Here is a 23,959-nt window from a genome sequence, read left to right as displayed (position 1 = left end):
TGTCACGCCCGCTCCACAAAGCTGTCGACCACCTTCTTCTCGCCGGCCTTTTCGAAGGCGATGGTCAGCTTGTTGCCGTCGATCTTCACCACATGGCCGTAGCCGAATTTCTGGTGAAACACCCGATCGTCCAGCGAAAATTCCGACGTCGTGCCGGTGGACTTCGCCACCAGCTCGCCCTCGATCACCATTGGGCCGCGCTTGGTGCGGCTGAAGCTATCAGACGAAAAAGATGATTGCCGCTCCTCGAAGCCGCCGCCACGGCCCCCGCCACCGCGGCCGCGGTTGGCCTGGGCGCGCTGCCAGCCCGGGGTGGAATAGCTCGAGCCGAATGATTCGAGGTTGTCGAAGCGCGAGGCGCCGTAGCCACCGCTGCCGCCCCAGCCCGATCCACCCTTGGATTCGGTGATCTCGACATTGTGCGCCGGCAGCTCGTCGAGGAAGCGGGAAGGGATCGTGGTCGACCAGGTGCCATGGATGCGGCGGTTGGTGGCGAAATAGATTTTTGCGCGGCGGCGGGCGCGGGTCAGCCCGACATGGGCGAGGCGGCGCTCTTCCTCGAGCCCGGCGCGGCCCTGTTCGTCCAGCGTGCGCTGACTCGGGAACAGGCCCTCCTCCCAGCCCGGCAGGAACACGTTGTCGAATTCGAGGCCCTTGGCCGAATGCAGCGTCATCAGCGACACCGCCTCGTCGCCGGCCTCGCCGTCGCGGTCCATCACCAGCGAGATATGTTCGAGAAACCCTTGCAGGTTCTCGAATTCCTCCATCGAGCGCACCAGTTCCTTGAGGTTGTCGAGCCGGCCCGCGGCGTCCGCCGAGCGGTCCTTCTGCCACATCTCGGTGTAGCCGCTCTCGTCGAGCACGATCTCGGCGAGCTCGGTGTGCGAGGTGACCTCGCGCTGGGCGCGCCAGCGGTCGAACTGCATGACGAGGCCGCGCAGCGAGCCCCGCGCCTTCGGCTTCAGCTCGTCGGTCTCGACCACGGCGCGCGCCGCCTCGAACAGCGGAATCCGGCGCTTGCGGGCATGGTCATGCAGCAGCTGCACGGTGGCGTCGCCGAGGCCGCGCTTCGGCACGTTGACGATGCGCTCAAAGGCGAGATCGTCGGCCGGCGAATTGATGGTGCGCAAATACGCCAGCGCGTCGCGGATTTCGGCGCGCTCATAGAATCTGGGGCCGCCGATCACGCGGTAGGGCAGGCCGAGCGTGACGAAGCGGTCCTCGAACTCGCGCATCTGGAACGAGGCGCGGACCAGGATGGCAACGTCGTTGAGGTTCTCGCCGGCGCGCTGCAGCTCCTCGAGCTCCTCGCCGATCGCCCGCGCTTCCTCTTCCGAATCCCAGGAGCCGGTGACGGTGACCTTCTCGCCGTCGACGTCCTCGGTGCGCAGCGTCTTGCCGAGCCGGCCTTCATTGTGCGCGATCAGATGCGAGGCCGCGGCGAGGATGTGGCCGGTCGAGCGGTAGTTGCGCTCGAGCCGGATCACCTTGGCGCCGGGGAAATCGTGCTCGAAGCGCAGGATGTTGTCGACCTCGGCGCCGCGCCAGCCATAGATCGACTGATCGTCGTCGCCGACGCAGCAGATGTTGCGCGGCGGTGCGGACGGCGGAGCCGGCGCCGGTTGCGCGGTGGCGTCTTCCTTCGCCGGTTCAGCATCGGTCGCGCCGGGAATGATTGCCGAGATCGGAAGACCCTGCCGCGCAGGCGCCTGCGACAGCAGCCGCAGCCACAGATATTGCGCGACGTTGGTGTCCTGATATTCGTCGACCAGGATGAACTTGAAGCGGTTCTGGTACTGTCGCAGCACGTCGGGGTTCTCGCGGAACAGCCGGATGTTCTCGAGCAGCAGGTCGCCGAAATCGGCGGCGTTGAGGATCTTCAGCCGCTCCTGATAGGTCGCGTAGATCTTGCCGCCCTTGCCGTTGCCGAACGAGGCGGCCTCGCCCGCCGGCACCTGCGACGGCGACAACCCGCGATTCTTCCAGCTGTCGATCAGCCCGGCCAGCATCCGCGCCGGCCAGCGCTTGTCGTCGATGTTCTCGGCCTGCAGCAATTGCTTCAAGAGCCGCACCTGGTCGTCGACGTCGAGCACGGTGAAATTGGATTTGAGCTGCACCAGCTCGGCATGGATGCGCAGGATGCGGCCGCCGATCGAGTGGAAGGTGCCGAGCCACGGCATGCCCTCGACCGCCTGGCCGAGCATCTGGCCGAGCCGCAGCTTCATCTCGCGCGCCGCCTTGTTGGTGAAGGTGACCGACAGGATTTCCTGCGGGCGCGCGCGGCCCTGGCTCAGGATATGCGCGATGCGCGTGGTCAACACGCGCGTCTTGCCGGTGCCGGCGCCGGCGAGCACCAATACGGGACCGTCGAGCGTCTCGACCGCCTCGCGCTGCTCGGGGTTGAGGCCGTTGAGATATTGCGGACCGGCGGCCGCCCGCGCACGCGCGGCGATGCCGCCAGCCGCAGGCTGGTGCTCGGGAACGCCGTGATGGGGCAATTTGCTCGGCTCGGTCATTGGCGAATCGTCTCGGCCCCACGATGGCACCGTGGGACGGTGAAGGGGAGCTTTCTTAGCAGGGATTGAAGGCCATATAGGGCCTGATCGGCCGTTTTGACAGGTTTTATCCCCGACGGCAGTCACGGTTTTGGCAGCAGTCCAGTGTGAGCTTGGTTCCTGAAATCGGCGAAAATTTCGCGGTTTCACCCTCAGGAACCAGCGTTCCGCTGCCGATTTGTTTCCTCAAGCTATGGCGCCGGGCGAAAGGCGGCGCGAGGAAACCAAGCAGAGGTTTGATCATGCTGAGCTGGGTCGTCACATTCCTGGTCATCGCCCTGATCGCGGGCATCTTGGGCTTCGGCGGCATCGCCGGCGCCTCGATCGAAATCGCCAAGGCGATCTTCTTCATCGCCATCATCCTTTTCCTGGTGTCGGCGGTGGTCGGATTGGCGCGCGGCCGCACGCGAGTGTAGCCAAGGCTGGCTATTTTCTCGAGGGCATCGCCACGTTGCGGCCGATGCCCTCGGGGTGCGGCACGCCGGCATAGCTGTCCACGATCGCCTTGACGCGGGCGCGGATGTCAGGCGGAAATGCCGCTACCTTGCGCGCCTCCATGTCGATGTGCAGCGTGAGGTTTTCCGAGGTCGCCGACAGCCAGCCCTCGGTGGCATGGCGCAGCTCCTCGAATGTGTGCAGCCGTTTTTCGTCGGCGCCGAGCAGGAAGACCGAAACCTGCACGGGATCGCCGAGATGGATTTCCCGCAAGTAGCGCACGTGGCATTCGGCGGTGAAGGTCGAGCAGTGCCGTGCCTTCATGTAGACCGGCCCGATGCCGAGTTGCAGCCACATCTCGTCGATGGCGCGGTCGAACATCACATTGTAATAGGCCATGTTGAGATGGCCGTTATAGTCGATCCATTGCGGCTCGATCTGCATCACGGACGATCTGAACGGGGCTGGTGGAAGCGGCATCTCGCTCGTGGCAGTCTCTGACGTCATCTTCCATCCCCGGTTCGTTGCCTTGCGAGCATGAGCTTTTCTGTGACTCCGGCGGCCACTTTTTCAAGTCAGGCTCTCTTGACCCCTTATACAAGCTTTGCCACGGTCGGCTAAAGCCGGGAGGAAATTTGACGTGGCGACAACGATTTCGAGCAATGTGACGCGACCTGAACCTGAGGCCCTGAAGCGCGCGATCGATGCGCTGGCGGCGCGGTTCGGCAACCGGCTCGTCACGTCGCAGGCGGTGCGCGAGCAGCACGCCCATACCACCACGTGGCTGCCGAACCAGCCGCCGGACGCGGTCGTGATGGCGCAGGAAACCGCCGACATCCAGGACGTGGTGCGGATCTGCGCCGCCAATCGCGTGCCGGTGATCGCGTTCGGCACCGGAACCTCGCTCGAAGGCCAGGTCAACGCGCCGGCGGGCGGCGTCTGCATCGATCTGCGCGACATGAACAAGGTGCTCGAGGTGCATGCCGAGGACCTCGACTGCGTGATCCAGCCCGGCGTGACGCGGAAGGCGCTGAACGAGCATCTGCGCGACCAGGGCCTGTTCTTCCCGATCGATCCCGGCGCCGATGCCTCGCTCGGCGGCATGACCTCGACCCGTGCCTCCGGCACCAACGCGGTGCGCTACGGCACCATGCGCGAGAACGTGCTGGCGCTGAAGGTGGTGCGCGGCGACGGCGAGATCATCACGACCGGCACCCGCGCCAAGAAGTCGTCGGCCGGCTATGATCTCACGCATCTGTTCGTCGGCGCCGAGGGCACGCTCGGCATCATCTCGGAACTGACCATCCGCCTGCGCGGCATTCCCGACACGATCGCGGCCGCCGCGTGTTCGTTCGAGACCGTACGCGGCGCCTGCCAGGCCACGATCCTCGCGATCCAGACCGGCATCCCGGTCGCCCGGATCGAGTTGCTCAACGCCGCGCAGGTGAAGGCCTGCAACAGCTACTCGAAGCTGTCGCTGCCCGAGACGCCGCTGCTGCTGCTCGAATTCCACGGCAGCGAGGTCGAGGTTGCCGAGCAGTCGAAGAATTTCCGCGACATCGCCGCGGAATGCGGTGGTGGCGACTTCACCTGGACCACCAAGCCGGAGGACCGCACCAGACTGTGGCAGGCCCGGCATGACGCCTACTGGTCCGTCAAGGCGCTGCGCCCCGGCGACAGCATCGGCGTCGTCGCCACCGACGTCTGCGTGCCGATCTCGCGGCTGGCCGATTGCGTCACCGAGACCGAAGAGGATTTGAAGCGGCTCAATCTGCTGTCGCCGATCGTCGGCCATGTCGGCGACGGCAATTTCCACTGCTCGATGCTCTGCGACGTCAACGACACGGGCGAGATGGCGCGCGGTGAGGAGTTCATGCATCGGCTGGTCGAACGTGCGCAGGCGATGGGCGGCACCTGCACCGGCGAGCACGGCATCGGGCAGGGCAAGCAGAAATATCTGAAGGCCGAGCTCGGTCCCGAGGCGCTCGATGCGATGCGGGCGCTGAAGCTCGCGCTCGATCCGCAAAACATTTTCAATCCCGGAAAGATCGTTCCTGCGGCGTGAGGCGTCGTCACGCCGCAGAGGATTCGTCAGCGTCCGTGTGCGGAACTTTTTTGCCCCGCGTGTGACGCAGTGTAAACTTGGCTTCTTGCTTCGCACGTCTATTTCGCGGAGCGGGCGGCGCGGTGTGGCTCTAGCGCCATAGCTCGCCGCTTGCTCGGCATCGCGCAGACTCCGCCATTCACAGGTTGCACCAGGGCCAGTTATGCTTGCCGCGCTTTCGAGGCACGGCAATGTGGTTGTTCAACAAGGTCAAGCGCACGGATATCTGGGACGATCCCGTCGCCCAGCCGCTCGGCGACATTGAGGCTGCGCAGCGGATCCGTGCGATCTGCCACATGCGGCCGGCTGCGCCGAGGCGATCGGCTCGCCCGGCAAGCGTTCACCAAAGCAGCGGCAGATCGAGCGCGATCGCTATGAGCGCGCCGCCAAGGTCGCGATGGAGACCGCGATGAAGATCTCCGACGAACTGGTGCGGGACTCCGCGGTGCGCGAGATCGTTGGTCTGTGCATGAAGGCCAACAACATCAAGACGGGACGAGCGCTGTTCCGTGCCATCCACGCGGGCTCGATCAAGGCGGAGCTGCTGAAGGAGCATCCGACGCTGCAGAGTGAGCAGGCTTGAGTCGCTCGACCCGAGCGGAAATCGGGCTCGATCGGTCTTGCAGCACGTCCGGCGCGCCTCTCCCGGGGGGCCTTGTCGAAATATCGAAAACAACCCCATGCAAAGCAGTCGGCGGCGGCCGGCGTTCGACCAAACGACGTTCGATCAAGCCACTTGACACGTCGGGCAACTCACGGATACTTTTCCAATATTCCGAAATCAGCGGCCTGAAGCCCGGACGGTGCGGAGCTCAATTCGGGCTACGACGTCATCAAATCTACGTCTGCCCGCCCAGCGCACGCACCGCCTCGTCGACGCTGTGGAAGACGTGGTCCCGTTGCAGCACCTCATAGAGATCGAAGCGCTCGAACGCGTCCTGCGCCCGGGTGGATTCCAGCCGTGCCACGGCCACCGTCACACCGTCATCACGGCATTCGCGAAACAGATCGCGCAGCGCCTGCGCCGCGGTGAAGTCGATCTCGACCATGCCGCTGGCCTCGATCACCAGCAGCCGCGGCTTTTGTGCCGCCGCGCCGATGGTCTTGAGCACGCCGCTGTAGAAGCCTTCAGCGTTGAGGAACGACAGCGGTGCCTGCAGGCCGACGACCGCGATGCCTGCCTTGCGCTCGCCTGACGTGTGCGGGCCCGTCGGCCACCAGATCGTGGTGCCGGGGACGTGGACGAATTCCACCAGCCGGCCCTGCGTCGTGGTCCAGATGCCGTGCAACAGCGATAGCGCGATGCCGACTGCGACGCCTTGCTCGATCGGCAGCACGATGATCGCGGCGGCCGTCGCCACCACCAGCAGGAATTCGTAGAACGACTGGCTGAAGATCAAGACGATCTGCGCCACGCGGATGATGCGCAGCGCCACGAACAGCAGCACGCCGCCGAGCGCGGCGTCCGGCACGTGCTGCAGCAGCGTTGCCCCGAAGGCGAGCAGTGCGAGCACGATGGCCGCGGCAAACAGCCCTGACAGCTGCGTGCGACCGCCGGTTTCGGACACGATGCCGGTCCGCGGCGGACTGGCATTGACCGGAAACGCGCCGAACAGTCCAGCCAGAACACTGCCGGCACCGGCGCCGAGGAAGTCGCGATCGACGTCGGCCGGCTTGTCCGGATCGGATAGAAACGAGCGCGTCGTCGCCGCAGTCTGCACCATCACGACGACGGCGATCAGGATCGCGAGCGACAGCAGCTTGATCCATCGCTCCGGTGCGATGTCCGGAAATGACGGCTTGGGCAGCGTGCCCGGCACGGTGCCGACCACCTTGACGCCCTTGCTTTCGAGATGGCCGGCGACGACAGCGATGGTGGCGACGACAAGCCCGATCAGCGCACCCGGAATCCGCGCGCTGATCTTCTCCGATCCGGCGACCAGCGCTAGCACGCCGAGCCCGATCGCCAGCGTGTAGACATTGGTCTGGTCGATCTTCCCGGCGAGCACTCCGAGCTTGTAGAGCGTCGGCCCGTCCGGCGTGGTCAGGCCGAGCACGCCGGGCAGTTGCGAGACCAGGATGTGGACGGATATGCCGGCGAGGAAGCCGACCATCACCGGCGTCGAGAGCAGATTGGCAATCCAGCCGAGCTTGAACAGGCTGCCGGCGATCATGATCACGCCGACCAGCAGCGCCAGCGCCGTCGCGAACGCCTGATAGTCGGGCGAACCTGCTGTCGCCATCAGCGCCAGTCCGCCGGCGAAGATCGGCGTGATCGTGGAGTCTGCGCCGCAGGACAGGAAGCGGTTGGCGCCGAACATCGCAAAGCCGAGCGAGCCCGCCATGAAGGCGAAGAAGCCGATCTGCGGCGAGAACCCGCCGAGCCGCGCAGTCGCCATCTGTTCCGGGATCGCGATCGCGGCCAGCGTCAGCCCGGCGATCAGGTCGCCGGGCAGGTCGCTCGGTTTGAACGCCCTGAGCGAACGGAAGATCGGCCAATGGGCGGATGTCGGATCAGCTTCGGGCATCGGTCTCCCACGCGGGCTGCGGCGATTCGCGATAGTCCGCCATCGCGCTGCCAAAAGCCAGCGGAGTTGGGCCGTGTGCTGCCGCGACGAACAGCGGCTAGTGCGGACGCGCTTCTGTAATTGCCTTTCGGATCGCCGCCAGCGGCGCGCCGTCGTCGAATGTGACGCCGTTGCCCTGCAGCGTGACGCCGAGATCGCGCCACAGGGCGGCGAGGTCGGGTGTCACCGGCTTTGATCCCCATGCGCTGTGCAGCCGTTCCAGCACGTCGACGCCGACGGCCTTGTCGGCGGTCGCGAGCACCCGCCCGATCGGCCAGTCCTTTTCGTGATTGCCGCCGGCGGCGAGCACGCCGCGCATGGCATCCTGCAGCCCGAATTTGTTGCCGGTGCGTTTGCGGATCTCGACGTCGGCGAACAGGCAGAACATCGCGCCGCCCCAGTATTTGCGGCCCCAGGTGTCGGTATTGTCGAGGCCCTGGTCACCGGCCTGCGGCAGGCCCTTGGGCATGTCGCGCATCATTGCCTGCCAGATCTCCTGCGCGGTGAGGTCGCCGGCCTGCACGCGGGCGACCGGTTCGACATAGACCGCGAGCCCCTCCGAGAGCCAGGCATAGCGGTCGTCGAGGTCGGGCAGCGCGGTGTGCACCATCTCGTGCACGATCACCCAGTCGCGCTTGAGGTCGTCGGCGCCGGCGTCGCGGCCGATCGGCAAGCGGATCGCGGCGCCGCGATAGCCCCACGTGGTGCCGCCGCGAACCCGCGAACCGTCGACCGGCACGATCAGCAGTCGCAACGAGCTGACGGGAAACCGGCCGTAATAGATCGAGACCGCGCGGGCGGACGCCCTGACCCAGTCGAATATCCTGTCCTTCGGCAGCGCCATATCGCCGGGCGCAAAGGCGACGTGGATGGTGCCGCCGGGCACATCGAGATCGGTCTTCGGCAGCCGGTCGAAGGCGTCGTAAGGCATGCCCTCGCCGCGCATGAACTCGGACTGTGCCTTGATATGACAGGACGCGATGCCGATGAGGATCGCAGCGATAAGCATCGCCCCGGCGATCACGCGATATGTCGAGATGCCGTTCATCGCGACGTGCCGGGCTGCGGTCGCATGGCGTTCTTGCCAAGCGCCACGGACACCTGCTCGTCGAGATCGTCGAGAATGGCCGCGAGCAGCGCCGCGCCCTTGGCTGGTGTCGCGAGCGTCGGATCGCCGTAGCTGCCGGACCGGCTGTAATTCGGCGAATTGCCGTCCGATGGCGTCAGGCGGCCGGGCACCTCCTGCCGCAGCACCGGGCTGGCTTCGGCGCGTTCCGGCTCGACCAGGTCCGGCGCCAGCGCGAGCATCAGGGACGTCTCCAATTCGTCGGCATGGCTGCCATGGCGTTGCTCGGCGATCTGCCCGGCGACGCGGCTGAAGCGCGGGCCCTGGTAGAGCCGCAGATGCGTCACCCTGGCCGGGTCGAAGCGCGCCAGCGCGCGTTCGACCGGAGCCAGTGTGCTGATTCCGGTGTCGAGCACGAACAATGTGCCGATACCGCCGTCGAGGATGCCTGCAGCGATCTCGTGCACCACGGCTTCGAATGTCGAGGCCGACAGGCTGGCGCTGCCGGCATATTCGACGAAAGCGGGGTAGTAGCCGTAGGTGACGGTAGGCCAGATCAGCGCATCGATGCGTTCGGCCAGTTGCGCCGCGAACCACTCGGCCTGCACCCGATCGGTGTTGAGCGGCAGATGAAAACCGTGCTGCTTGGCGGCGGCACCGATCGGCAGGATCGCCGGTCGACCAGCCGCAATGTGCCGCGCGACCTTGTCCCAGCTGAGGCGTTCGATGAATTGGCTGACGATGTCGGCGCTCATGCCGCGCCCCTATTCGCGAATGGATGCCGCCGTCAGCAGTCCCGCCGTGATCCAGCCGTGCAGATAGCCGGCGCCGCGCGCCGCGGCGTTATCGGGATCGTCATAGGTCGCGAGCATCTCGCAGAGCACGCCGAACGGAATGCCGGCGGAGGCTTCGTCCCACATCATCGCTTCCTCGGTCGGCAGCTCGCGGAACATCGGCGTGGCGTCCTGCCGCCAGATCAGGACGCGCGCAGGCCCGGCTAGCGTCTCCACTTCGGGCGGCGCCTCATCGTTCTTCAATGCCATCCAGAGCGCGACGGCATTGGTCGACAGGTCGATCCGGGCAGCGCTCGGATGCGGTTGGAACACCAGGTCGTTCCACGTCTCGGGCGCGAAGCCGGCCATGGCCTCCAGAGCAAGCACGGCGCCCTCGGCGGCGTCGAACGCGTCGTTCAAAGCCTTCTCCAGCGCGGCAAGGTCGGCGAGCACGGGATGGTTGCTGTACGGCTCCGTGGACTTCAGGAAGCCCGGCAGCCCTTGCGAGAACCAACGGAGGTTCGGATGCTCGGACGGCCTTGCCTTGACGTAGGCATGGCCCATGTCGTCGAACATCTCGTCGCCGAGAAAGCGATGCAGCAGCTCGTGATCATTGCGCATCGCCTCCACCAGCCGCGAGCCATAGGCGTAGCGGTAAACACCGAGCAGCGTCTCGCGATTCTCCCGCGGGCTGTCGAGGATTTCGGACAAGACGCTCCCGTCATCGGTCAGGATGGCGCGCTGAAAGTCGCTCTGCTGGCGCGCGAATTCGCTCATTGCGCCGGCGCTCTCGCGGGCAGGATTTGCTCCGCGATCTCGCGGGTCCGCTTGACCTCGAGCAGCAATTCGTCGAGCGGCGGGATGTTGTCGTCGCGTTCGATCATGGTCGAGACGTGCCCGAACCGCTTCAAGGCTGCAACATAGAGGTCCCAGACATCCTCGCACACCGGATGGTCGTGCGTATCGATGATGTGCGTCCCCATATGGCTGTGGCCGGCCATGTGGAATTGCACTACGCGATCGGGTGGAATGCCGTTGAGGAAGGCCATCGGGTCGTAGCCATGGTTGAAGGCGCTGACATAGACATTGTTGATGTCGAACAGCAGCCAGCAGCCGGAGCGGCGCGACAGCTCGGAGAGGAATTCCCACTCCGTCATCTCGGAATTGTTGAACTGCACATAGGTCGAGACATTCTCGAGCACGATGGCGCGGCCGAGGAAATCCTGCACCAGCTGCACGCGGCTCACGACATGATCGAGCGCTTCCCGCGTGTAGGGGATCGGCAGCAGATCGTGCAGGTTCTTGCCGTGCACACCGGTCCAGCACAGATGGTCCGACAGCCATTTCGGCTGGACGCGCCGTGCGAGGTCCTTCAGGCCCTGCAGATAGTCGAAGTTGGGTGGCGCGGTCGAGGCGATCGACAATGAAACCCCGTGCATCACCACGGGATAGCGCTCGCAGATCCGGTCGAGGATGCGCAGCGGCTGGCCGCCCGGCAACATGTAGTTTTCGCTGATCACCTCGAACCAGTCGATCGGCGGATCGCCGTTGAGGATCTCGTCATAATGCTGCGCGCGCAGGCCGAGGCCGAAGCCGAGGAAGGGCGGCTTGGCCGATTGCAGCGGGCGCTCTGCGAGCACCGACTTGTCCGGTGATCGGCTCGCAACGTTCATGGCCGCTCCGCGCTTCCGGCGCCGGGATCGTGGCGCCCAACTTCAGAAAACTATCATGGAAACGAGGCCCGGCCTACACCGGGCCCCCGCGTGGTCTGATCCGTTCACCCGGCCTTGAACTTGCCCTTCGCCGCGGTGCAGTCGGCCTTCGTCATCTCCGCAAAGCCCTGACCCTTGCAGGCGTTCTGACCCTTGCAAGCGTGATTGCCGCCCTTGCAGGCACTCTGGCCCTTGCATGCATTGGCGCCAACGCATTTGCCTTCGCTGGCAGCGTAGGACTGCGTCGACACCACGGCTCCGGCCAGGAAAAGCGTCGCAGCGGCGGCGGCAAGCGTGGCACCCGACTTGGTTGTAAGCTTCATGTGCGTCTCCTTGTGCAAGATGGTTGAAGGTGCGCCGCCTGCGGACCGTGTGAGTTGGCCGAAGGCTGCACCCAAAGATAGCTACGGATATGGTCCGCTTTGGTTACCCATGCTGGAATCATTAATCCGCGTCGTGCGGTGGAAAGGCCCGGCGCAGTCGCCGGGCCCTCTTGGGACGATGCGATCAGCCCTTGACGAACTTGCCGCCCATCGCGTTGCACTGCTTTTCGGAGCTCAGCGAGAAGCCGGTGCCCTTGCAGGCGTTCAGGCCCTTGCAGGAGTTGGCGCCGCCCTTGCAGGCGCTCTGGCCCTTGCAGGCATTGCCGGCCATGCACTTGCCCGTGGCGGCATTTGCGGCCGTCGAGGTGGTCGAAACCACGGAGCCGGCGAGGAACAGGGTGGCCGCGGCGACGGCAAGCGTTGCGCCGGACTTCGAACTCAACTTCATGACGATCTCCTCGATGATTGTTTGAAAACAATGAACGTGGCGCCGTGAGCATCCGACGATCGTTCGATCCCGGACCGCACAACGGATGGACATTCGGAGAACAATCAGATCGCAGGGGCGTCCGCGGCGCGGTGCTTCCCGCGATTTGAGTGCTCGTCCAGGATCAGCTACGGGGTATCAGGCGATTTGGTTACAGCGTTTCAAAAGAAAATTTTGTTTGGTCCTGGTTGGACGCCCGGTCCATATCAAACACCATCGGCCAAAGAGTATTTCGTTGCGCCGAGCCGATCGGCCTGCTGCACTGCACAGTCGGTATTTTAATCAGTTTTGCGCGGCGCGCGCCGGCTTCAGCTTCGCCATCTGTGCCACGTTCGCCTGTAATTCCTCGGCGCTGAACGCCGGGAACGAGCAGATGCGGTTGCCGCAGGCAAAGGCCGCGGGCTCGCCGAGGTCGGGATAGTCGACGTCGGGATTGGGCAGCCTGCCTTCGCGCGGATCGAGCCATTCGAGCCTTTTGTAGCGGGCGGGCAGGGCGCGGGCGATCGCATGCAGACGTTGGGCGCGGGCGTCGTCCTTGTGTCCGACGATTGTAATGTGCGTCGGCTCGGTGGCCAGCTCTTCATCGGCGAGCAGCACGCCAGGCATCGGCCGCGGCATCTCTGCCGATGCGGCACCGAGATAGCGCATCGCATGCGCCGCCTGTTCGCGCGTGCCTTCGTTGCCCGTGTAGCGATTGAGCATGTTCATGAAGCGCGCGACCTGGATCTGGTCGTCGATCAGTTTTGCAGGTTTTGCGAACACACCGGCCGTTCCCTCCGACGTTTTCGAGGTGAAGAAGCCGCCGGTTTCGTCGCGGAAGGTCGCGACAAAGTCGCCGGCCTTTGCCGCGGACGCCAGCCAGTCGCGATCGCCGGTCGCGGCGTAGAGATCGAGCAGCGCCTGTCCCATCGCCACGGTGTCGCCGAGGAACGGGCCGCCGCGATCCTTGTCGCCATGGCGGAAGCCGCGGTCCGGCAGCGCCCGATTGGCGAGCACCCATTTCGCGGCGCGCTCGGCGATCGCCAGCGCCTTGGGATCGGCGCTCGCGTCGTAATAGGCGACGAGGCCCGAGATCGCCCAGCCGTTCTCGCGTGCATAGAGGTTCGTGTCGATGCGGGGCAGGCCGAGCTTGCGGCGCGCGGCATCCGGCAGCGCATAATAGGTATGGCCGTCGACGTCGTGATTGAGATCGGCGTCCTGGCTGACATAGAAAGCGCCGTCGGGGCTGAGCAGCACTTCCGTGAGGTAACGCTCGACATCGCGCGCCGCCGCGAGATATTTCGGGTCCTTCCATTGCGCATAGGCCTGGCTGTATTGCCGGAGATATTGCGCCTGGAACGAGATGATCTTCTCGAAATGCGGATGGCTCCACGAGCCGGCCTCGGAATACTGGAACACGCCGCCCCACACCGGATCGATCAGCGCGATCGCGGCATCCAGCGTCCGTCTGGCGCGCGTCGTCGCGGCGGCATCGCCGGCTTCGGCCCGGCTGATCGCAAGGTCGAGGCTGTCGGCGTCGATATATTTCTGGTTCTCGCCCCAGCCGCCGAGCGTCTCGTCGTAGGATTCGTCGAAGGTCTTGGTCAGTTCGGCGCGTTGCGCCTTGCCGAGAAAGGCCGACGCGGCGGGCTTGATCGCGAAGGCCTCGCCGACCGACGGGCCCGGCGAGGGATCGTCGATGATCGCCTTGAGCAGCGACTGCATCCGCTCCGGCTCGATATAGCCCCTGATCTTGGCGATCTCGCTGCCGTCAGGCGCGAACACGATGGTCGCAGGCCAGCCCCAATCGCCGTAGCGGCTGGAGAGGTCCGGATTGGCGTCCTGGTCGACGCGGACCGGGAGATATTTCGCCGCCAGCAGCTCCTGCACCTTGGGGTCGGCGTAGGTCGTTTTCTCCATCACGTGGCACCAGTGGCACCACACCGCTTCGAGATCGAGGATGACGAAGCGCTTCTCGGTCGTGGCGCGTGCGAACAGATCGTGGCTCCAGCCGCTCCATGCCGGACTGTCGGCCGCCCATGCAGGCGATGCGGCCAATACGGCGAGAACGGCGGCGAGGCGGACGAATGACATGGCGGGCCCTCGGTGAGCGCTTGGTTGTGCCAGCTACGCGTCGATTGAGACCGGGGCTCGCCACGTCACGGGATTGTGAGGGACGCCTCTCAGGTCGGCTCCTTCCGGCCCGCCGTCAGGTTGACCAGCAGGCGGTCGAGCGAGGCGGCGCCGGGACCGGCAATCGCGAGCCACATGAAGGCGGCGAAATAGGTCGCTTCCTCGAACCCGAGCAGCGTCTCCAGCGAGTCGACGTCACCCCATTTCGCGGACTTGATCGCGACGATCATGACAACCGCGAGCATCGCCGCCGGGATGCGGGTGAACAGGCCCAGGATCAGCATCACGCCGCCGAAGCATTCGACGCCGGATACGAAGGGGGTGAGGATGGTCGGGAAGGGAATGCCCCAGCCCGCGAAGTTCTCGGTGACCTGGGCGAGGTTGGTGAACTTGCCCCAGCCGGCCAGCATGAAGGTGTAGCCGACGATGATCCGCATGAGCAGTGGACCGGCCCAGGCAAAGTGCGAGGCGATCCGCGCCGGCAGCAGGATCAGCAGGTTGACGATGAAATTCATGCGAAACCCCTCCCGAATATCTCGCTGTGCCGTCTGCGCAGGCGGTCAGGACGAACGGCGTCAAATGGCACGAACCAAAAGTTACGGCCGCGTCTTGGCAGGAGTTTCGCGGGGAGAGGCCAGGTTGTTACGCCGCTAGCCGATATTTTGCAGCGCCGGGAAGGTTTCCAGCAGCCAGACGCTGACGCCCGACACCGCGCCGGTCAGGAAGCCGATGCCGGTGACCACCATCAGCACCCCCATCACGCGCTCGACGGTGTCGAGATGGCGCTTCATGCGCGCGAACAGCGAGGAGAACTGCTCGACCAGGAAGGCTGCGAGCAGGAAGGGGATGCCGAGCCCGGCGGAATAGACTGCGAGCAGGCCGGCACCCTTGGTCACCGTGGCCTGGGAGGCGGCGATCGAGAGGATCGCGGCGAGGATCGGCCCGATGCACGGCGTCCAGCCGAAAGCGAATGCCAGGCCCATCACATAGGCGCCCCACAACCCGACCGGCTTGGGCGCGGTCAGCCGCCCCTCGCGCATCAACAGGCCGATCCGGGTGATGCCGAGGAAGTGCAGGCCCATGATGATGATGACGATGCCGGCCAGGATCGAGAGCTCGGCCGACCAAGCACGCACCAGCCCGCCGACGATGGAGGCGCTGGCGCCGAGTGCGACGAACACGGTGGAGAAGCCGAGCACGAACATCAGCGCCGCGGTCATCACCGCGCGCTTGGAAGCCGCGGTGGCGCCGTCCTGGTTGACCTGCTCGATGGTCGCGCCGGTCAGATAGATCAGGTAGGGCGGCACCAGCGGCAGCACGCAGGGCGACAGGAAGCTGACCAGGCCGGCGATCAAGGCGGCCGGAATCGTGATGTCGTGCATCAAGGAACCTTCGAAGATGGCTGTCCTGTCTTGGCGTGTACGCTGCCAACAATCCAGAAGTTTCGTCGCAGATGCATTCAACTATGGTCACAGGCCCGTGTCCGGGGGCTGCATTGCGTTCAGCGCTGGTGAAACAAGCGCGGATATGTTCCGTAATGCGGTACAGCAACCGCTGATCCGGACCTCATCGATGCGCATTGGCATCCGCAGCGCCATCTCCGCCCTGGTCCTGACCTCGATCCTGGTCAGCGCCGTCGGCGTGCATCTGTTGTGGTGGCGCACCGCACAACGGGTCAGCCAGACGCTGGCCGACACGATCAACGACCAGATCGTCTCCGCGGTCGGCGACGAGTTGCAGTCGATCACGACCGAAGCGCGCTCGTCGATGACGGCGGTGCGGACGCTGTTGACCGAGAAGGTGCTGGATGCGAGCGACGTGCGCAAGCGGCAGTTCGTGTTCCTGTCGCAATTGCAGTCGCAACCGACCATCTCGTGGGTCGCGTTCGGCTGGCCGGACGGCTCGTTTTTCGGCGCCCACAAGCTCGGCGACGCCGGCGTCGAGATGCTGACCATCTCGCCCGACCGCAAGCTGCGGGCCGATCAATACGATTATGCCGGCATCGACATCAAGCCGAAGGGCAGCACCGTCGAGGACGGCAAATACCTGGTCACGGAGCAGCCCTGGTTTCGCGATGCGATCGCAGCCCGCGACCAGCAATGGTCGACGCTGACGACGCTGCCCCGCGGCGAGCGGCTGGCCGCGATGCTGGCGGTGCCGATCGACGTCGACGGCGAGCGCACCGGCGTGCTCGCGATCATCATCGAACTGACCCGGGTCTCGAACTTCCTGTCGCAACTCACGGTCGGCAAGTCCGCGGGCGCCTTCCTGCTCGATCGCGACGGCGGCGTCATCGCGTCGCCGGATCAGGACGCCGACGAGCTGAATGCGCTGAAGACCGACCACCCGCTGCTGCCGGTCGCGGTCGCGGCGATCAGGCAGGCCGGCAAGGCCTACGATCCCGGCGAGGGCGAAGCGTTCCGTTCCCAGGTGACGCGGGACGGGCAGGCCTATCAGGCGGTGCTGACGCCGATCTCGTTTCCGGGCTGGTCGCTGGTGACGGTGGTGCCGGAATCCGAATTCCTCGGCCCGGTGCGGATGACCATCCGCAGCCTGCTGATCGGGCTCGCGGCGCTGATCGCGGCCGCGGGGCTGTTGTCGGCCTGGCTGGCGCAGCGCCTGATCGCGGCGCCCCTGATCAAGGTGGTCGGCGAGATCAGGCATGTCGAGCGCTTCGACCTCGACAAGGTCGCGCGACATCCGTCGCGCCTTGCCGAGATCGAGAACCTGTCGGGTGCGATCGGCGACATGGCGCAGGGGCTCGCCGCGTTCCGCAAATACATCCCGGCCGATCTGGTGCGGCGGCTGGTCAGCGACGGCAATGGCGCGCGGCTCGGCGGCGCGGTGCGGCCGATGAGCGTGATGTTCGTCGACCTTGCGGGTTTCACCGGCATGTCGGAGCGGCTCGGCGATCGCATCATCCCCTTGCTGTCGCGCTACTTCGACATCGTCTCTGCGGCGATCCAGCAGGAGAGCGGCACGATCGACAAGTTCATCGGTGACGCCGTGATGGCGTTCTGGGGTGCGCCGGCGGCCAATCCGGATCATGCCACGGATTGCTGCCGGGCGGCGCTTGCCTGCCAGCGCGCGGTCGCGCAGGCCGGCCTTGTCGACGACAGCGGAGAGGCGGTCAGCATCCGCATCGGCATCAATTCCGGCGACATGCTGGTCGGCAATATCGGCTCAGAGGTGCGGCTCAACTACACCGTGATCGGCGACGCCGTGAACATCGCAAGCCGCCTCGAGGGCACCAACAAGGTCTATGGATCGACCATCATCATCGGTCCGGAGACACGGCGTCTGGCCGGTGACCGCATCGTCGTCCGCGAGCTCGACCGTCTCGCCGTCTACGGCCGCGCTGGCGGGCTCGAGATCTACGAATTGCTCGCAATGGCCGACGAGGGCGCGATCGCGCGCGACTGGATCGCGTCCTATGAGGCCGGGCTTTCGGCCTGGCGCGCCGGTGATTTCACCGCAGCGATCGCTGCGTTCGAGAGGACCCTGAAACTCCGCGGTACGGACGTGGCCTCGACGCAGATGATCGCGCGGTGCCAACACCAGCTCGACAATCCGGCCGGCGGGGACTGGGACGGCACCACGGTGGCGCGCTCGAAATAGCAGCGTCGCTTCAAGAACGACGATGGGGAGAGAGTTTCGCTGCCATCACCGCTTGCGCGCAGGCCTCCTCGCCGTCGTCTCGAACTCCCGTCCCCGAATCCGCACCAGATCGTCGGCGGAATGCGCCAGCAGCACCACCGTGGCGGCGCGCGCGGCCTCGGCATCGCCGGCGGCGATCGCGTCGAGCACTGCGCGGTGTTCGATCAGCGCGCGCGGGCGATGCGAGCCGGGAGCTGCGATCGTAAAACTCTGGCGCAGGGTGATCTCGAACATCTGTGCGATCGGCCAGAAGAACTCGTTGCGGGTCGCGAAATAGATCGCCTGGTGGAAGGCGATGTCGGCGGTGACGAAGTCCTCATTTGTCTTCGCCGCGTCCATGCCGTCGCACCCGGCCCGGATGCGGGCGATGTCGTCGTCCCCCGCATGGGCCGCCGCCAGCGCCGCGGCGGCCGGCTCGACCGCGGAGCGCAGCTGGAACAGTTTTGCCAGATAGCGATCGATCTCCGTGGTCTCGAGGCGCCAGCGCAGCACGTCGGGATCGAGCTGATTCCACTGCTCGGGCGGCCGCACCCGTGTGCCGACCTTGGGCCGGGACTCGATCAGGCCCTTGCCGGTCAAGGTGCGGATCGCCTCGCGCACCACCGTGCGGCTGACGTCCATCATCTCGCAGATCTGAATTTCGGGGGGCAGCGTCTCGCCGACGCCGATCTCGCCGCGCACGATGCTGCCGCCGACGCGGTCGGCGACCTGGCTGTGCACGCTCCGACGCAACGCGTTGGATGTCTGGAACATCGGGTGCCTCGCTGGGGTTGGTGCCGGCGCCGAGCCGGCTCTTGCACAACTGCATTTCATTTGTCATACATTATGACAAATGGTCTGCCAAGCTGGCGCCAGCCAGCGTCGCGGCCGACACAATAAACGATCCGTTCCTGGGGAGGAGCTTCATCATGACGTCGATGCGCGTGAGCCGCCGTATTCTGTTGCGGTCATCGGCCGCTGCCGCAGCGTGGCTTGTCGCTGCGCCCGCCATCATCGGCCGCGCCGACGCCGCGACCATGAAAATGCGGTGCTCGTCGTCGCTGCCGAACGACCCCAAATACGCCAACGGCCGCGTCTACTACGACAACCTCGTCAAGACCCTGAAGGCCAACGGGCTCGGCGAGCAGATCGACGTCACCTTCTTTCCCGACAACCAGCTCGGCCAGGAGATCGATGTCATCAACTCGGTGAAGCTCGGGGTGATCGACCTGATGGTCTCGGGCTCGTCGATCTCGGCCAACCTCGTGCCGCTGGTCGGCACTTTCGACCTCGGCTACCTCTTCACCAGCTACCAGCAGCAGACCAAGGCGTTCGATGCCGGCGCGGCGAAGCCGATCGAGGATGCACTGCTGAAGGGCGCCGGCATCCACATCATCGGCTGGGCCTATAATTTCGGCGCGCGCAGCGTGCTGGCCAAGAAGCCGGTGAAGACGCCGGAAGATCTCGCCGGCTTGAAGATCCGGACGCTGCCCAACCCGATCATCACCGAATGCCTTCGGTTGATGGGGGCCGCGGCGACGCCGCTGGCGTTCGGCGAGATCTACACCGCATTGCAGGCGGGGGTGCTCGACGGCCTCGAGCACGATCCGCCGACCATCCTGGCCAGCAAGTTCTACGAGACCGCGAAACATTACGCGCTGACCCAGCACATCTTCTCGCCGCTCGCGGTCTATTTCAGCGACACCACCTTCAATCGCATGGCCCCCAAGCTGCGCGAAGGCTTTCTCGATGCGGCAAAGCAGGCCGCGGCGGACACCCGCGTGCATGGGCTCGCGGTGGAGAAGGAGGCGCTGGCGAGCCTGGTGGAGAAGGGCGTCACGGTGGTCGAGTGCGACAAGGAAGCGTTCCGCAAGCGCGTGCTGCCGCAGACCGACAATTTCATCAAGGCGCGGCCCGAGGCCAAGGCTGTCGTCGATCTGATCCGCGCCACCCAGGCCTGAGGTCGGCCATGTCGGTCGCCGCGATTGCGACGAGAAGCAGCCCCGATCGGATCACGGCGCCGCTGCTCGCCGTCAGTGACGCCATCGCCGCGATCCTGCTCGCCGCCGATCTCCTGGTGGTCTGCGTCTCGGTGCTGGCCCGCTTCCTGTTCAACGCGCCGGTCGAATGGTCCGACGACGTCGCCCGCGGCCTGATGGTCGGGTCGAGCTTCTTCGGCGCGGCCAGCGCGCTCGCACGCAGCGAGAATCTCGGCGTCGCCTTCTTCGTCGACATGCTGCCGCAAGCGGTGCGGCGGGTCGTCGACGCGGCCGGTGCACTGCTCGTCACCATCATCGCCGGCACCGTCGCGTTCAACGCCGTCAAGATGGGCTGGCTGACCACCGGGCAAACGTCCGGCTCCGGGCTGCCGCTGGAGTGGACGTTCTATCCGATGGGCATCGGTGCGGCGTTCATGACGGTGTTCGCCTTCGAGACGTTCTGCGGCCGGCCGTTGCGCGACATGCTGGCCGGCATCGTCGCCACGGCCGTCGTCGCCGGCATTTATCTCGCCTGGGATGCGTTTGCGCCGTCATCTGTGCCATCGTCGCAGACGCTGATGCTGATCGGCTTCTTCCTCACCTTGTTCGGCGGACTGCCGATCGGCTTTGCGCTGGCGCTGGCAGCATTGATCTTCATCTGGGTCGAGGGCACGCTGCCCGGCGTGATCTTCGCCCAGCAGATGGCGCGCGGCATCGACAATTTCGTGCTGCTGGCGATCCCGTTCTTCATCCTGGTCGGCTACCTGATGGAAGCCAACGGCATGTCGGTGCGGTTGATCGAGCTGTTGCAGCGCGCGGTCGGGCGGATGCGCGGCGGGCTCAATGTCGTGATGGTGATGTCGATGGTGCTGTTCTCCGGCATCTCGGGCTCCAAGATGGCCGACGTCGCAGCCGTCGGCTCGGTGCTGATCCCGGCGGCGCGCCGCTCGCGGCAGAACCCGGGCGGCGCGGTGGCGCTGCTCGCCGCTTCCGCTGTGATGGCGGAGACCATTCCGCCGTGCATCAACCTGATCATCCTCGGCTTCGTCGCCAATCTGTCGATCGGCGGCCTGTTCGTCGCCGGCATGCTGCCGGCCGCGCTGATGGCGCTGGCGCTGATCGCGGTGTCGATCATCTTCGGCAAGCGCCCTGAGGCGAGCGGCGACGCCGAGCCGCGGGCGACGGTCTCGGGCCTGTGGACCGGCGCGATCGCCTCGTTCGGGCTGATCTTCATGATCTTCTTCGGCTTCAAGAGCGGCTTTGCCACCGCGACCGAGATCTCGGCCTTCGCCGCGGTCTACGCCATTGCGGTCGGCAGCCTGCTGTTCCGCGAGCTCGGCATGAAGAGCCTCGCGCATTGCTTCGTGCAATCGGCCGTGCGATCCGGGCTGGTGCTGTTCATCGTCGCTGCCGCGCAGTCGCTCGCCTTCATCCTGACGCTGCAGCAGGTGCCGCACGCGGTCGGCGAGCTCATGCTGGCGATCTCGGGCAGCCATGGCGTCTGGCTGTTCATGCTGCTGTCGATCCTGGTGCTGGTGGTGATGGGCTCGGTGCTGGAAGGCGCCGCGGCGCTGATCATCTTCGGGCCGCTGCTGTTGCCGGTCGCCGTCAAGCTTGGCATCGATCCCTTGCATTTCGGCGTCGTGCTGGTCATCGCGATGGGGCTCGGGCTGTTTGCCCCGCCGCTTGGTCTTGGGCTCTACGGCGCCTGCCTGATCGGCAATGTGCCGATCGAGCAGACCATCAAGCCGATCGCACTCTATCTCGGCCTGCTGTTGCTGTGCCTGCTGGTGATCGCGTTCGTGCCCGCCATCAGCACGGCGCTGCCGCATGCGTTGGGCTATTAGGGAGACGATCGTGAAGGTGCTTCTCGCCCACACCCCGCAGATGCGCCGCGACTATTACGGCGAGCGCAGCCTGAACGGCCTGCGCGCGGTCGCCGACGTCAGGCTGCACGACGGGGACGAGGCGCTCGACGCGGCGGCATTGGTCGAGGCTGCGGCCGATGTCGATATCATCGTCGCCGATCGCATGACCCAGGGACCCGGCGAGATCTTTCCCCGGCTTCCGAAACTGCGCGCCTTCGTGCGCTGTGCGGTCGATATCCGCAACATCGACGTTGCGGCAGCATCGGCCGCCGGCGTGCTGGTGACGCAGGCGAGCGCCGGCTTCATTCAGTCGGTCGCCGAGCTTGCGCTCGGCTTCATGGTCGATCTGTCGCGCGGCGTCTCCCGCGCCACCGCCGCGTATCACGCGGGCGGGGCGCCCGAAGTCGTGATGGGCCGCCAGCTGGCGGGCAGCACGATCGGCATCATCGGTTATGGCAGCATCGGGCGTTATCTTGCAGGGATCGCCAGGGTGCTCGACATGAACGTGCTGGTCGCCGATCCCTTTGCGACCATTGATGACCCCGCGATCGCGCATCTTCCGCTCGACGACCTGCTGGCGCGCGCCGACTATGTCGTCTGCCTTGCGATCGCCAATGCGCAGACCGAGAACCTGATCGGGAAGGCCGCCTTGGCGCGGATGCAGAAACACGCGTTCTTCATCAACCTGTCGCGCGGCAATCTCGTCGACGAGGTGGCGCTGGCGGCTGCGTTGCGCGCTGGCGGCATTGCCGGCGCCGCACTGGATGTCGGCCGCGCGCCCGACCAGATGCCGTCGCCGGAACTCGCGGAGCTGCGCAATGTGATCGCAACGCCGCATGTCGGCGGCCTGACGCCGCAGGCGATCGAGCATCAGTCGTCGGAGACCGTGCGCCAGGTGGCGAAGATCGCCGCGGGCGAGGTGCCCGTCGGCGCCGTGAATGCCGAGCACTGGACGCGGCGGCCGCGGCTATGAAAGTTCAACAAGGCGCAATGCCGTCCGCGGGGCTGGACAAGAGCTTCGCATCCAGCCCAAACTTGAGCTTGCAATAACCGCGGCCATGAGCGCGCGGACAATCAAGCAATGGACGTCCCGCAGCAAACGACGGGCGCCGAGAGGGAAACAGGGAGTGCATCACATGGCCATGTCACGCCGTGACGTCTTGTTGGGCAGCGCCGGCGCATTGGGCGCCGCATCATTTTCCTTCCCGGCGCCTGCCATCGCACAATCGGAGCCGATCAAGATCGGCTGTCTCGCGGCGATCACCGGCCCGAGCTCGGCGCCGACCGTCGGCTTCAACCGCGGCGTGAATTTCGCGGTCGATGCCATCAACGGCGCCGGCGGCGTCAAGGGCCGCAAGATCGAGCTTGTCATGCGCGACACCCAGGGCGATCCGACCAAGGCAGTCAACGCCACGCAGGAGCTGATCAGCCAGGCCAAGGTCCATGCGATCTGGGGGCCGCTGAATTCCGGCGAAGCGTTGGCGACGACCCCGATCATGGCGCGCGCCAAAATGCCCGACCTGCACCCCTGCGTGGTCGAGACCCTGATCGATCCGGTGAAGTACCCCAATGCGTTTCGCATCGCGCCGTCGAACAGTCAGTGGGACGATGCCGTGCGCAATTATTGCCTCAAGATCCTCAAGGCCAGGAAGGTTGCCGTGATCGGCGACACCACCGGCTATGGCGTCACCGCGGTCGGTGCCTCCGTCGCGGCGTTCAAGAAGGACGGCGCTGAAGTCGTGTATCAGGCCAATGTCGATTCCACGCAGCCCGACATGACGCCGGACATGCTGCGCGCCAAGAACGCCGGCGCCGAGGCGATCGTGGTGTGGAGCGTCTCGACCGGGATGGAGGCACGGATGTTCAACACCCGCGCCGCGATGAACTGGGACGTTCCGTTCGTCGGCCATCCCTCGATGGCATCGGGCGAACTCGCGAGCCTGGTCGCCAAGCCGGAGAACTGGAAGAAGGTCTATGCGATCGGCTACAAGAGCTGCAGCTATGACAGCGCCGGCAAGCTGCCGCCGAAGAGCGAGGACCTGGTCGCGCGGCTGACCAAGGCCAATGTCGCGCTGAACGATACGCTGCTGTGGTGGATTGCTGGCGGTATCGATTGCATCGAATTGATCGCCAAGGCGGTCGCGGAGAGCGGCTCGACCGATAGCGCCGGGATCATCAAATACTGGAACTCGCTGTCGACCTATCCCGGCTATTTCGGCAATTATCGCTTCTCTCCGACCGAGCATAACGGCTATCTGACCGAAGAGATCGTGATGTCGGAATCGAGCACCGCGAAGAACGGCACCTTCGCGCTGGCGCCGGGGTATACATAGACGGGTGAG

General features: G+C 65.6%; 19 protein-coding genes and 2 pseudogenes. 8 read left to right on the top strand and 13 right to left on the bottom strand.

Features of this window, described 5'->3' with window-relative positions; all coding sequences use genetic code 11:
- Positions 1-2: 2 nt before the first annotated feature.
- Positions 3-2,516 (bottom strand): UvrD-helicase domain-containing protein, encoded by a 2,514-nt coding sequence (locus tag JQ507_24445; GenBank protein ID QRI68072.1) that lies wholly within the window; start codon positions 2,514-2,516, stop codon positions 3-5.
- A gap of 281 nt (positions 2,517-2,797) precedes the next feature.
- Between JQ507_24445 and JQ507_24440 the strand changes: the two genes are divergently transcribed.
- A complete protein-coding gene (locus JQ507_24440) occupies positions 2,798-2,971 on the top strand; it encodes a DUF1328 domain-containing protein (protein ID QRI68071.1) in 174 nt (57 codons plus the stop codon).
- A 10-nt stretch (positions 2,972-2,981) separates the two neighbouring features.
- On the opposite strand, the gene JQ507_24435 is transcribed toward JQ507_24440, so the two are convergent.
- Positions 2,982-3,470 carry a thioesterase family protein gene (locus tag JQ507_24435; protein QRI73494.1) on the bottom strand — a complete coding sequence of 163 codons (489 nt, stop codon included), beginning with the start codon at positions 3,468-3,470 and terminating at the stop codon, positions 2,982-2,984.
- A 160-nt stretch (positions 3,471-3,630) separates the two neighbouring features.
- On the opposite strand from JQ507_24435, the gene JQ507_24430 reads away from it, so the two are divergent.
- Positions 3,631-5,055, top strand: a complete 1,425-nt coding sequence (locus JQ507_24430) for an FAD-binding protein (GenBank protein QRI68070.1) — start codon at positions 3,631-3,633, stop codon at positions 5,053-5,055.
- Positions 5,056-5,285: 230 nt separating this feature from the next.
- Positions 5,286-5,677, top strand: a pseudogene (locus JQ507_24425) (hypothetical protein).
- A 256-nt stretch (positions 5,678-5,933) separates the two neighbouring features.
- Here JQ507_24425 and JQ507_24420 read toward each other — a convergent pair.
- From JQ507_24420 to JQ507_24375, 10 genes are all read right to left on the bottom strand, one after another.
- Entirely contained in the window at positions 5,934-7,622 is a 1,689-nt protein-coding gene (locus tag JQ507_24420) for a SulP family inorganic anion transporter (GenBank protein ID QRI68069.1), read from the bottom strand.
- Between the two features lie 97 nt (positions 7,623-7,719).
- Complete coding sequence (locus tag JQ507_24415; GenBank protein QRI73493.1) at positions 7,720-8,670, bottom strand: hypothetical protein; 951 nt, start codon at positions 8,668-8,670, stop codon at positions 7,720-7,722.
- Positions 8,671-8,705: 35 nt separating this feature from the next.
- Positions 8,706-9,482, bottom strand: a complete 777-nt coding sequence (locus JQ507_24410) for a creatininase family protein (GenBank protein ID QRI68068.1) — start codon at positions 9,480-9,482, stop codon at positions 8,706-8,708.
- Between the two features lie 9 nt (positions 9,483-9,491).
- Positions 9,492-10,277: a putative DNA-binding domain-containing protein gene (locus tag JQ507_24405; protein ID QRI68067.1), complete on the bottom strand. Its 786-nt coding sequence runs from the start codon at positions 10,275-10,277 to the stop codon at positions 9,492-9,494.
- A complete protein-coding gene (locus tag JQ507_24400; GenBank protein QRI68066.1) occupies positions 10,274-11,173 on the bottom strand; it encodes a DUF692 domain-containing protein in 900 nt (299 codons plus the stop codon). Before JQ507_24400 ends, JQ507_24405 begins: the two co-directional genes overlap by 4 nt.
- A 104-nt stretch (positions 11,174-11,277) precedes the next feature.
- Complete coding sequence (locus tag JQ507_24395) at positions 11,278-11,535, bottom strand: hypothetical protein (GenBank protein ID QRI68065.1); 258 nt, start codon at positions 11,533-11,535, stop codon at positions 11,278-11,280.
- 184 nt (positions 11,536-11,719) lie between these two features.
- A complete protein-coding gene (locus tag JQ507_24390) occupies positions 11,720-11,983 on the bottom strand; it encodes a hypothetical protein (protein ID QRI68064.1) in 264 nt (87 codons plus the stop codon).
- Positions 11,984-12,304: 321 nt separating this feature from the next.
- Complete coding sequence (locus JQ507_24385) at positions 12,305-14,095, bottom strand: thioredoxin domain-containing protein (protein ID QRI68063.1); 1,791 nt, start codon at positions 14,093-14,095, stop codon at positions 12,305-12,307.
- 89 nt (positions 14,096-14,184) lie between these two features.
- Complete coding sequence (locus JQ507_24380; GenBank protein ID QRI68062.1) at positions 14,185-14,649, bottom strand: DoxX family protein; 465 nt, start codon at positions 14,647-14,649, stop codon at positions 14,185-14,187.
- Positions 14,650-14,784: 135 nt separating this feature from the next.
- Entirely contained in the window at positions 14,785-15,516 is a 732-nt protein-coding gene (locus tag JQ507_24375) for a cytochrome C biogenesis protein CcdA (GenBank protein QRI68061.1), read from the bottom strand.
- A 145-nt stretch (positions 15,517-15,661) separates the two neighbouring features.
- On the opposite strand from JQ507_24375, the gene JQ507_24370 reads away from it, so the two are divergent.
- Positions 15,662-17,752, top strand: a complete 2,091-nt coding sequence (locus tag JQ507_24370) for an adenylate/guanylate cyclase domain-containing protein (protein ID QRI68060.1) — start codon at positions 15,662-15,664, stop codon at positions 17,750-17,752.
- A 45-nt stretch (positions 17,753-17,797) separates the two neighbouring features.
- Here JQ507_24370 and JQ507_24365 read toward each other — a convergent pair.
- Positions 17,798-18,615 (bottom strand): annotated as a pseudogene (locus JQ507_24365) (FadR family transcriptional regulator).
- 84 nt (positions 18,616-18,699) lie between these two features.
- Here JQ507_24365 and JQ507_24360 point away from each other — a divergent pair.
- The 4 genes from JQ507_24360 to JQ507_24345 all read left to right on the top strand — a co-directional run bounded on the left by JQ507_24360 (position 18,700) and on the right by JQ507_24345 (position 23,950).
- On the top strand, positions 18,700-19,731 hold the full coding sequence (locus JQ507_24360) for a TRAP transporter substrate-binding protein (protein ID QRI68059.1): 1,032 nt from the start codon (positions 18,700-18,702) through the stop codon (positions 19,729-19,731).
- An 8-nt stretch (positions 19,732-19,739) separates the two neighbouring features.
- The gene (locus JQ507_24355) at positions 19,740-21,596 is read left to right on the top strand and encodes a TRAP transporter large permease subunit (protein QRI68058.1); all 1,857 of its coding nucleotides are present in this window, start codon (positions 19,740-19,742) and stop codon (positions 21,594-21,596) included.
- A 10-nt stretch (positions 21,597-21,606) separates the two neighbouring features.
- Complete coding sequence (locus JQ507_24350; protein ID QRI68057.1) at positions 21,607-22,590, top strand: hydroxyacid dehydrogenase; 984 nt, start codon at positions 21,607-21,609, stop codon at positions 22,588-22,590.
- Positions 22,591-22,798: 208 nt separating this feature from the next.
- Positions 22,799-23,950, top strand: a complete 1,152-nt coding sequence (locus tag JQ507_24345) for an ABC transporter substrate-binding protein (GenBank protein ID QRI73492.1) — start codon at positions 22,799-22,801, stop codon at positions 23,948-23,950.
- Positions 23,951-23,959 lie beyond the last annotated feature (9 nt).

The sequence above is a fragment of the Bradyrhizobium sp. PSBB068 genome, from assembly GCA_016839165.1.
Lineage (GTDB): Bacteria > Pseudomonadota > Alphaproteobacteria > Rhizobiales > Xanthobacteraceae > Bradyrhizobium.
Note: the sequence above shows the minus strand (reverse complement) of the source record. Positions and strands in the feature narration are given on the sequence as shown.

Coding starts and splice junctions, on each gene's coding strand:
- JQ507_24445 (QRI68072.1), bottom strand. CDS start 2,516: ATGACCGAGCCGAGCAAATTGCCCCATCACGGCGTTCCCGAGCACCAG.
- JQ507_24440 (QRI68071.1), top strand. CDS start 2,798: ATGCTGAGCTGGGTCGTCACATTCCTGGTCATCGCCCTGATCGCGGGC.
- JQ507_24435 (QRI73494.1), bottom strand. CDS start 3,470: ATGCCGCTTCCACCAGCCCCGTTCAGATCGTCCGTGATGCAGATCGAG.
- JQ507_24420 (QRI68069.1), bottom strand. CDS start 7,622: ATGCCCGAAGCTGATCCGACATCCGCCCATTGGCCGATCTTCCGTTCG.
- JQ507_24415 (QRI73493.1), bottom strand. CDS start 8,670: ATGCTTATCGCTGCGATCCTCATCGGCATCGCGTCCTGTCATATCAAG.
- JQ507_24410 (QRI68068.1), bottom strand. CDS start 9,482: ATGAGCGCCGACATCGTCAGCCAATTCATCGAACGCCTCAGCTGGGAC.
- JQ507_24405 (QRI68067.1), bottom strand. CDS start 10,277: ATGAGCGAATTCGCGCGCCAGCAGAGCGACTTTCAGCGCGCCATCCTG.
- JQ507_24400 (QRI68066.1), bottom strand. CDS start 11,173: ATGAACGTTGCGAGCCGATCACCGGACAAGTCGGTGCTCGCAGAGCGC.
- JQ507_24395 (QRI68065.1), bottom strand. CDS start 11,535: ATGAAGCTTACAACCAAGTCGGGTGCCACGCTTGCCGCCGCCGCTGCG.
- JQ507_24390 (QRI68064.1), bottom strand. CDS start 11,983: ATGAAGTTGAGTTCGAAGTCCGGCGCAACGCTTGCCGTCGCCGCGGCC.
- JQ507_24385 (QRI68063.1), bottom strand. CDS start 14,095: ATGTCATTCGTCCGCCTCGCCGCCGTTCTCGCCGTATTGGCCGCATCG.
- JQ507_24380 (QRI68062.1), bottom strand. CDS start 14,649: ATGAATTTCATCGTCAACCTGCTGATCCTGCTGCCGGCGCGGATCGCC.
- JQ507_24375 (QRI68061.1), bottom strand. CDS start 15,516: ATGCACGACATCACGATTCCGGCCGCCTTGATCGCCGGCCTGGTCAGC.
- JQ507_24370 (QRI68060.1), top strand. CDS start 15,662: ATGTTCCGTAATGCGGTACAGCAACCGCTGATCCGGACCTCATCGATG.
- JQ507_24360 (QRI68059.1), top strand. CDS start 18,700: ATGACGTCGATGCGCGTGAGCCGCCGTATTCTGTTGCGGTCATCGGCC.
- JQ507_24355 (QRI68058.1), top strand. CDS start 19,740: ATGTCGGTCGCCGCGATTGCGACGAGAAGCAGCCCCGATCGGATCACG.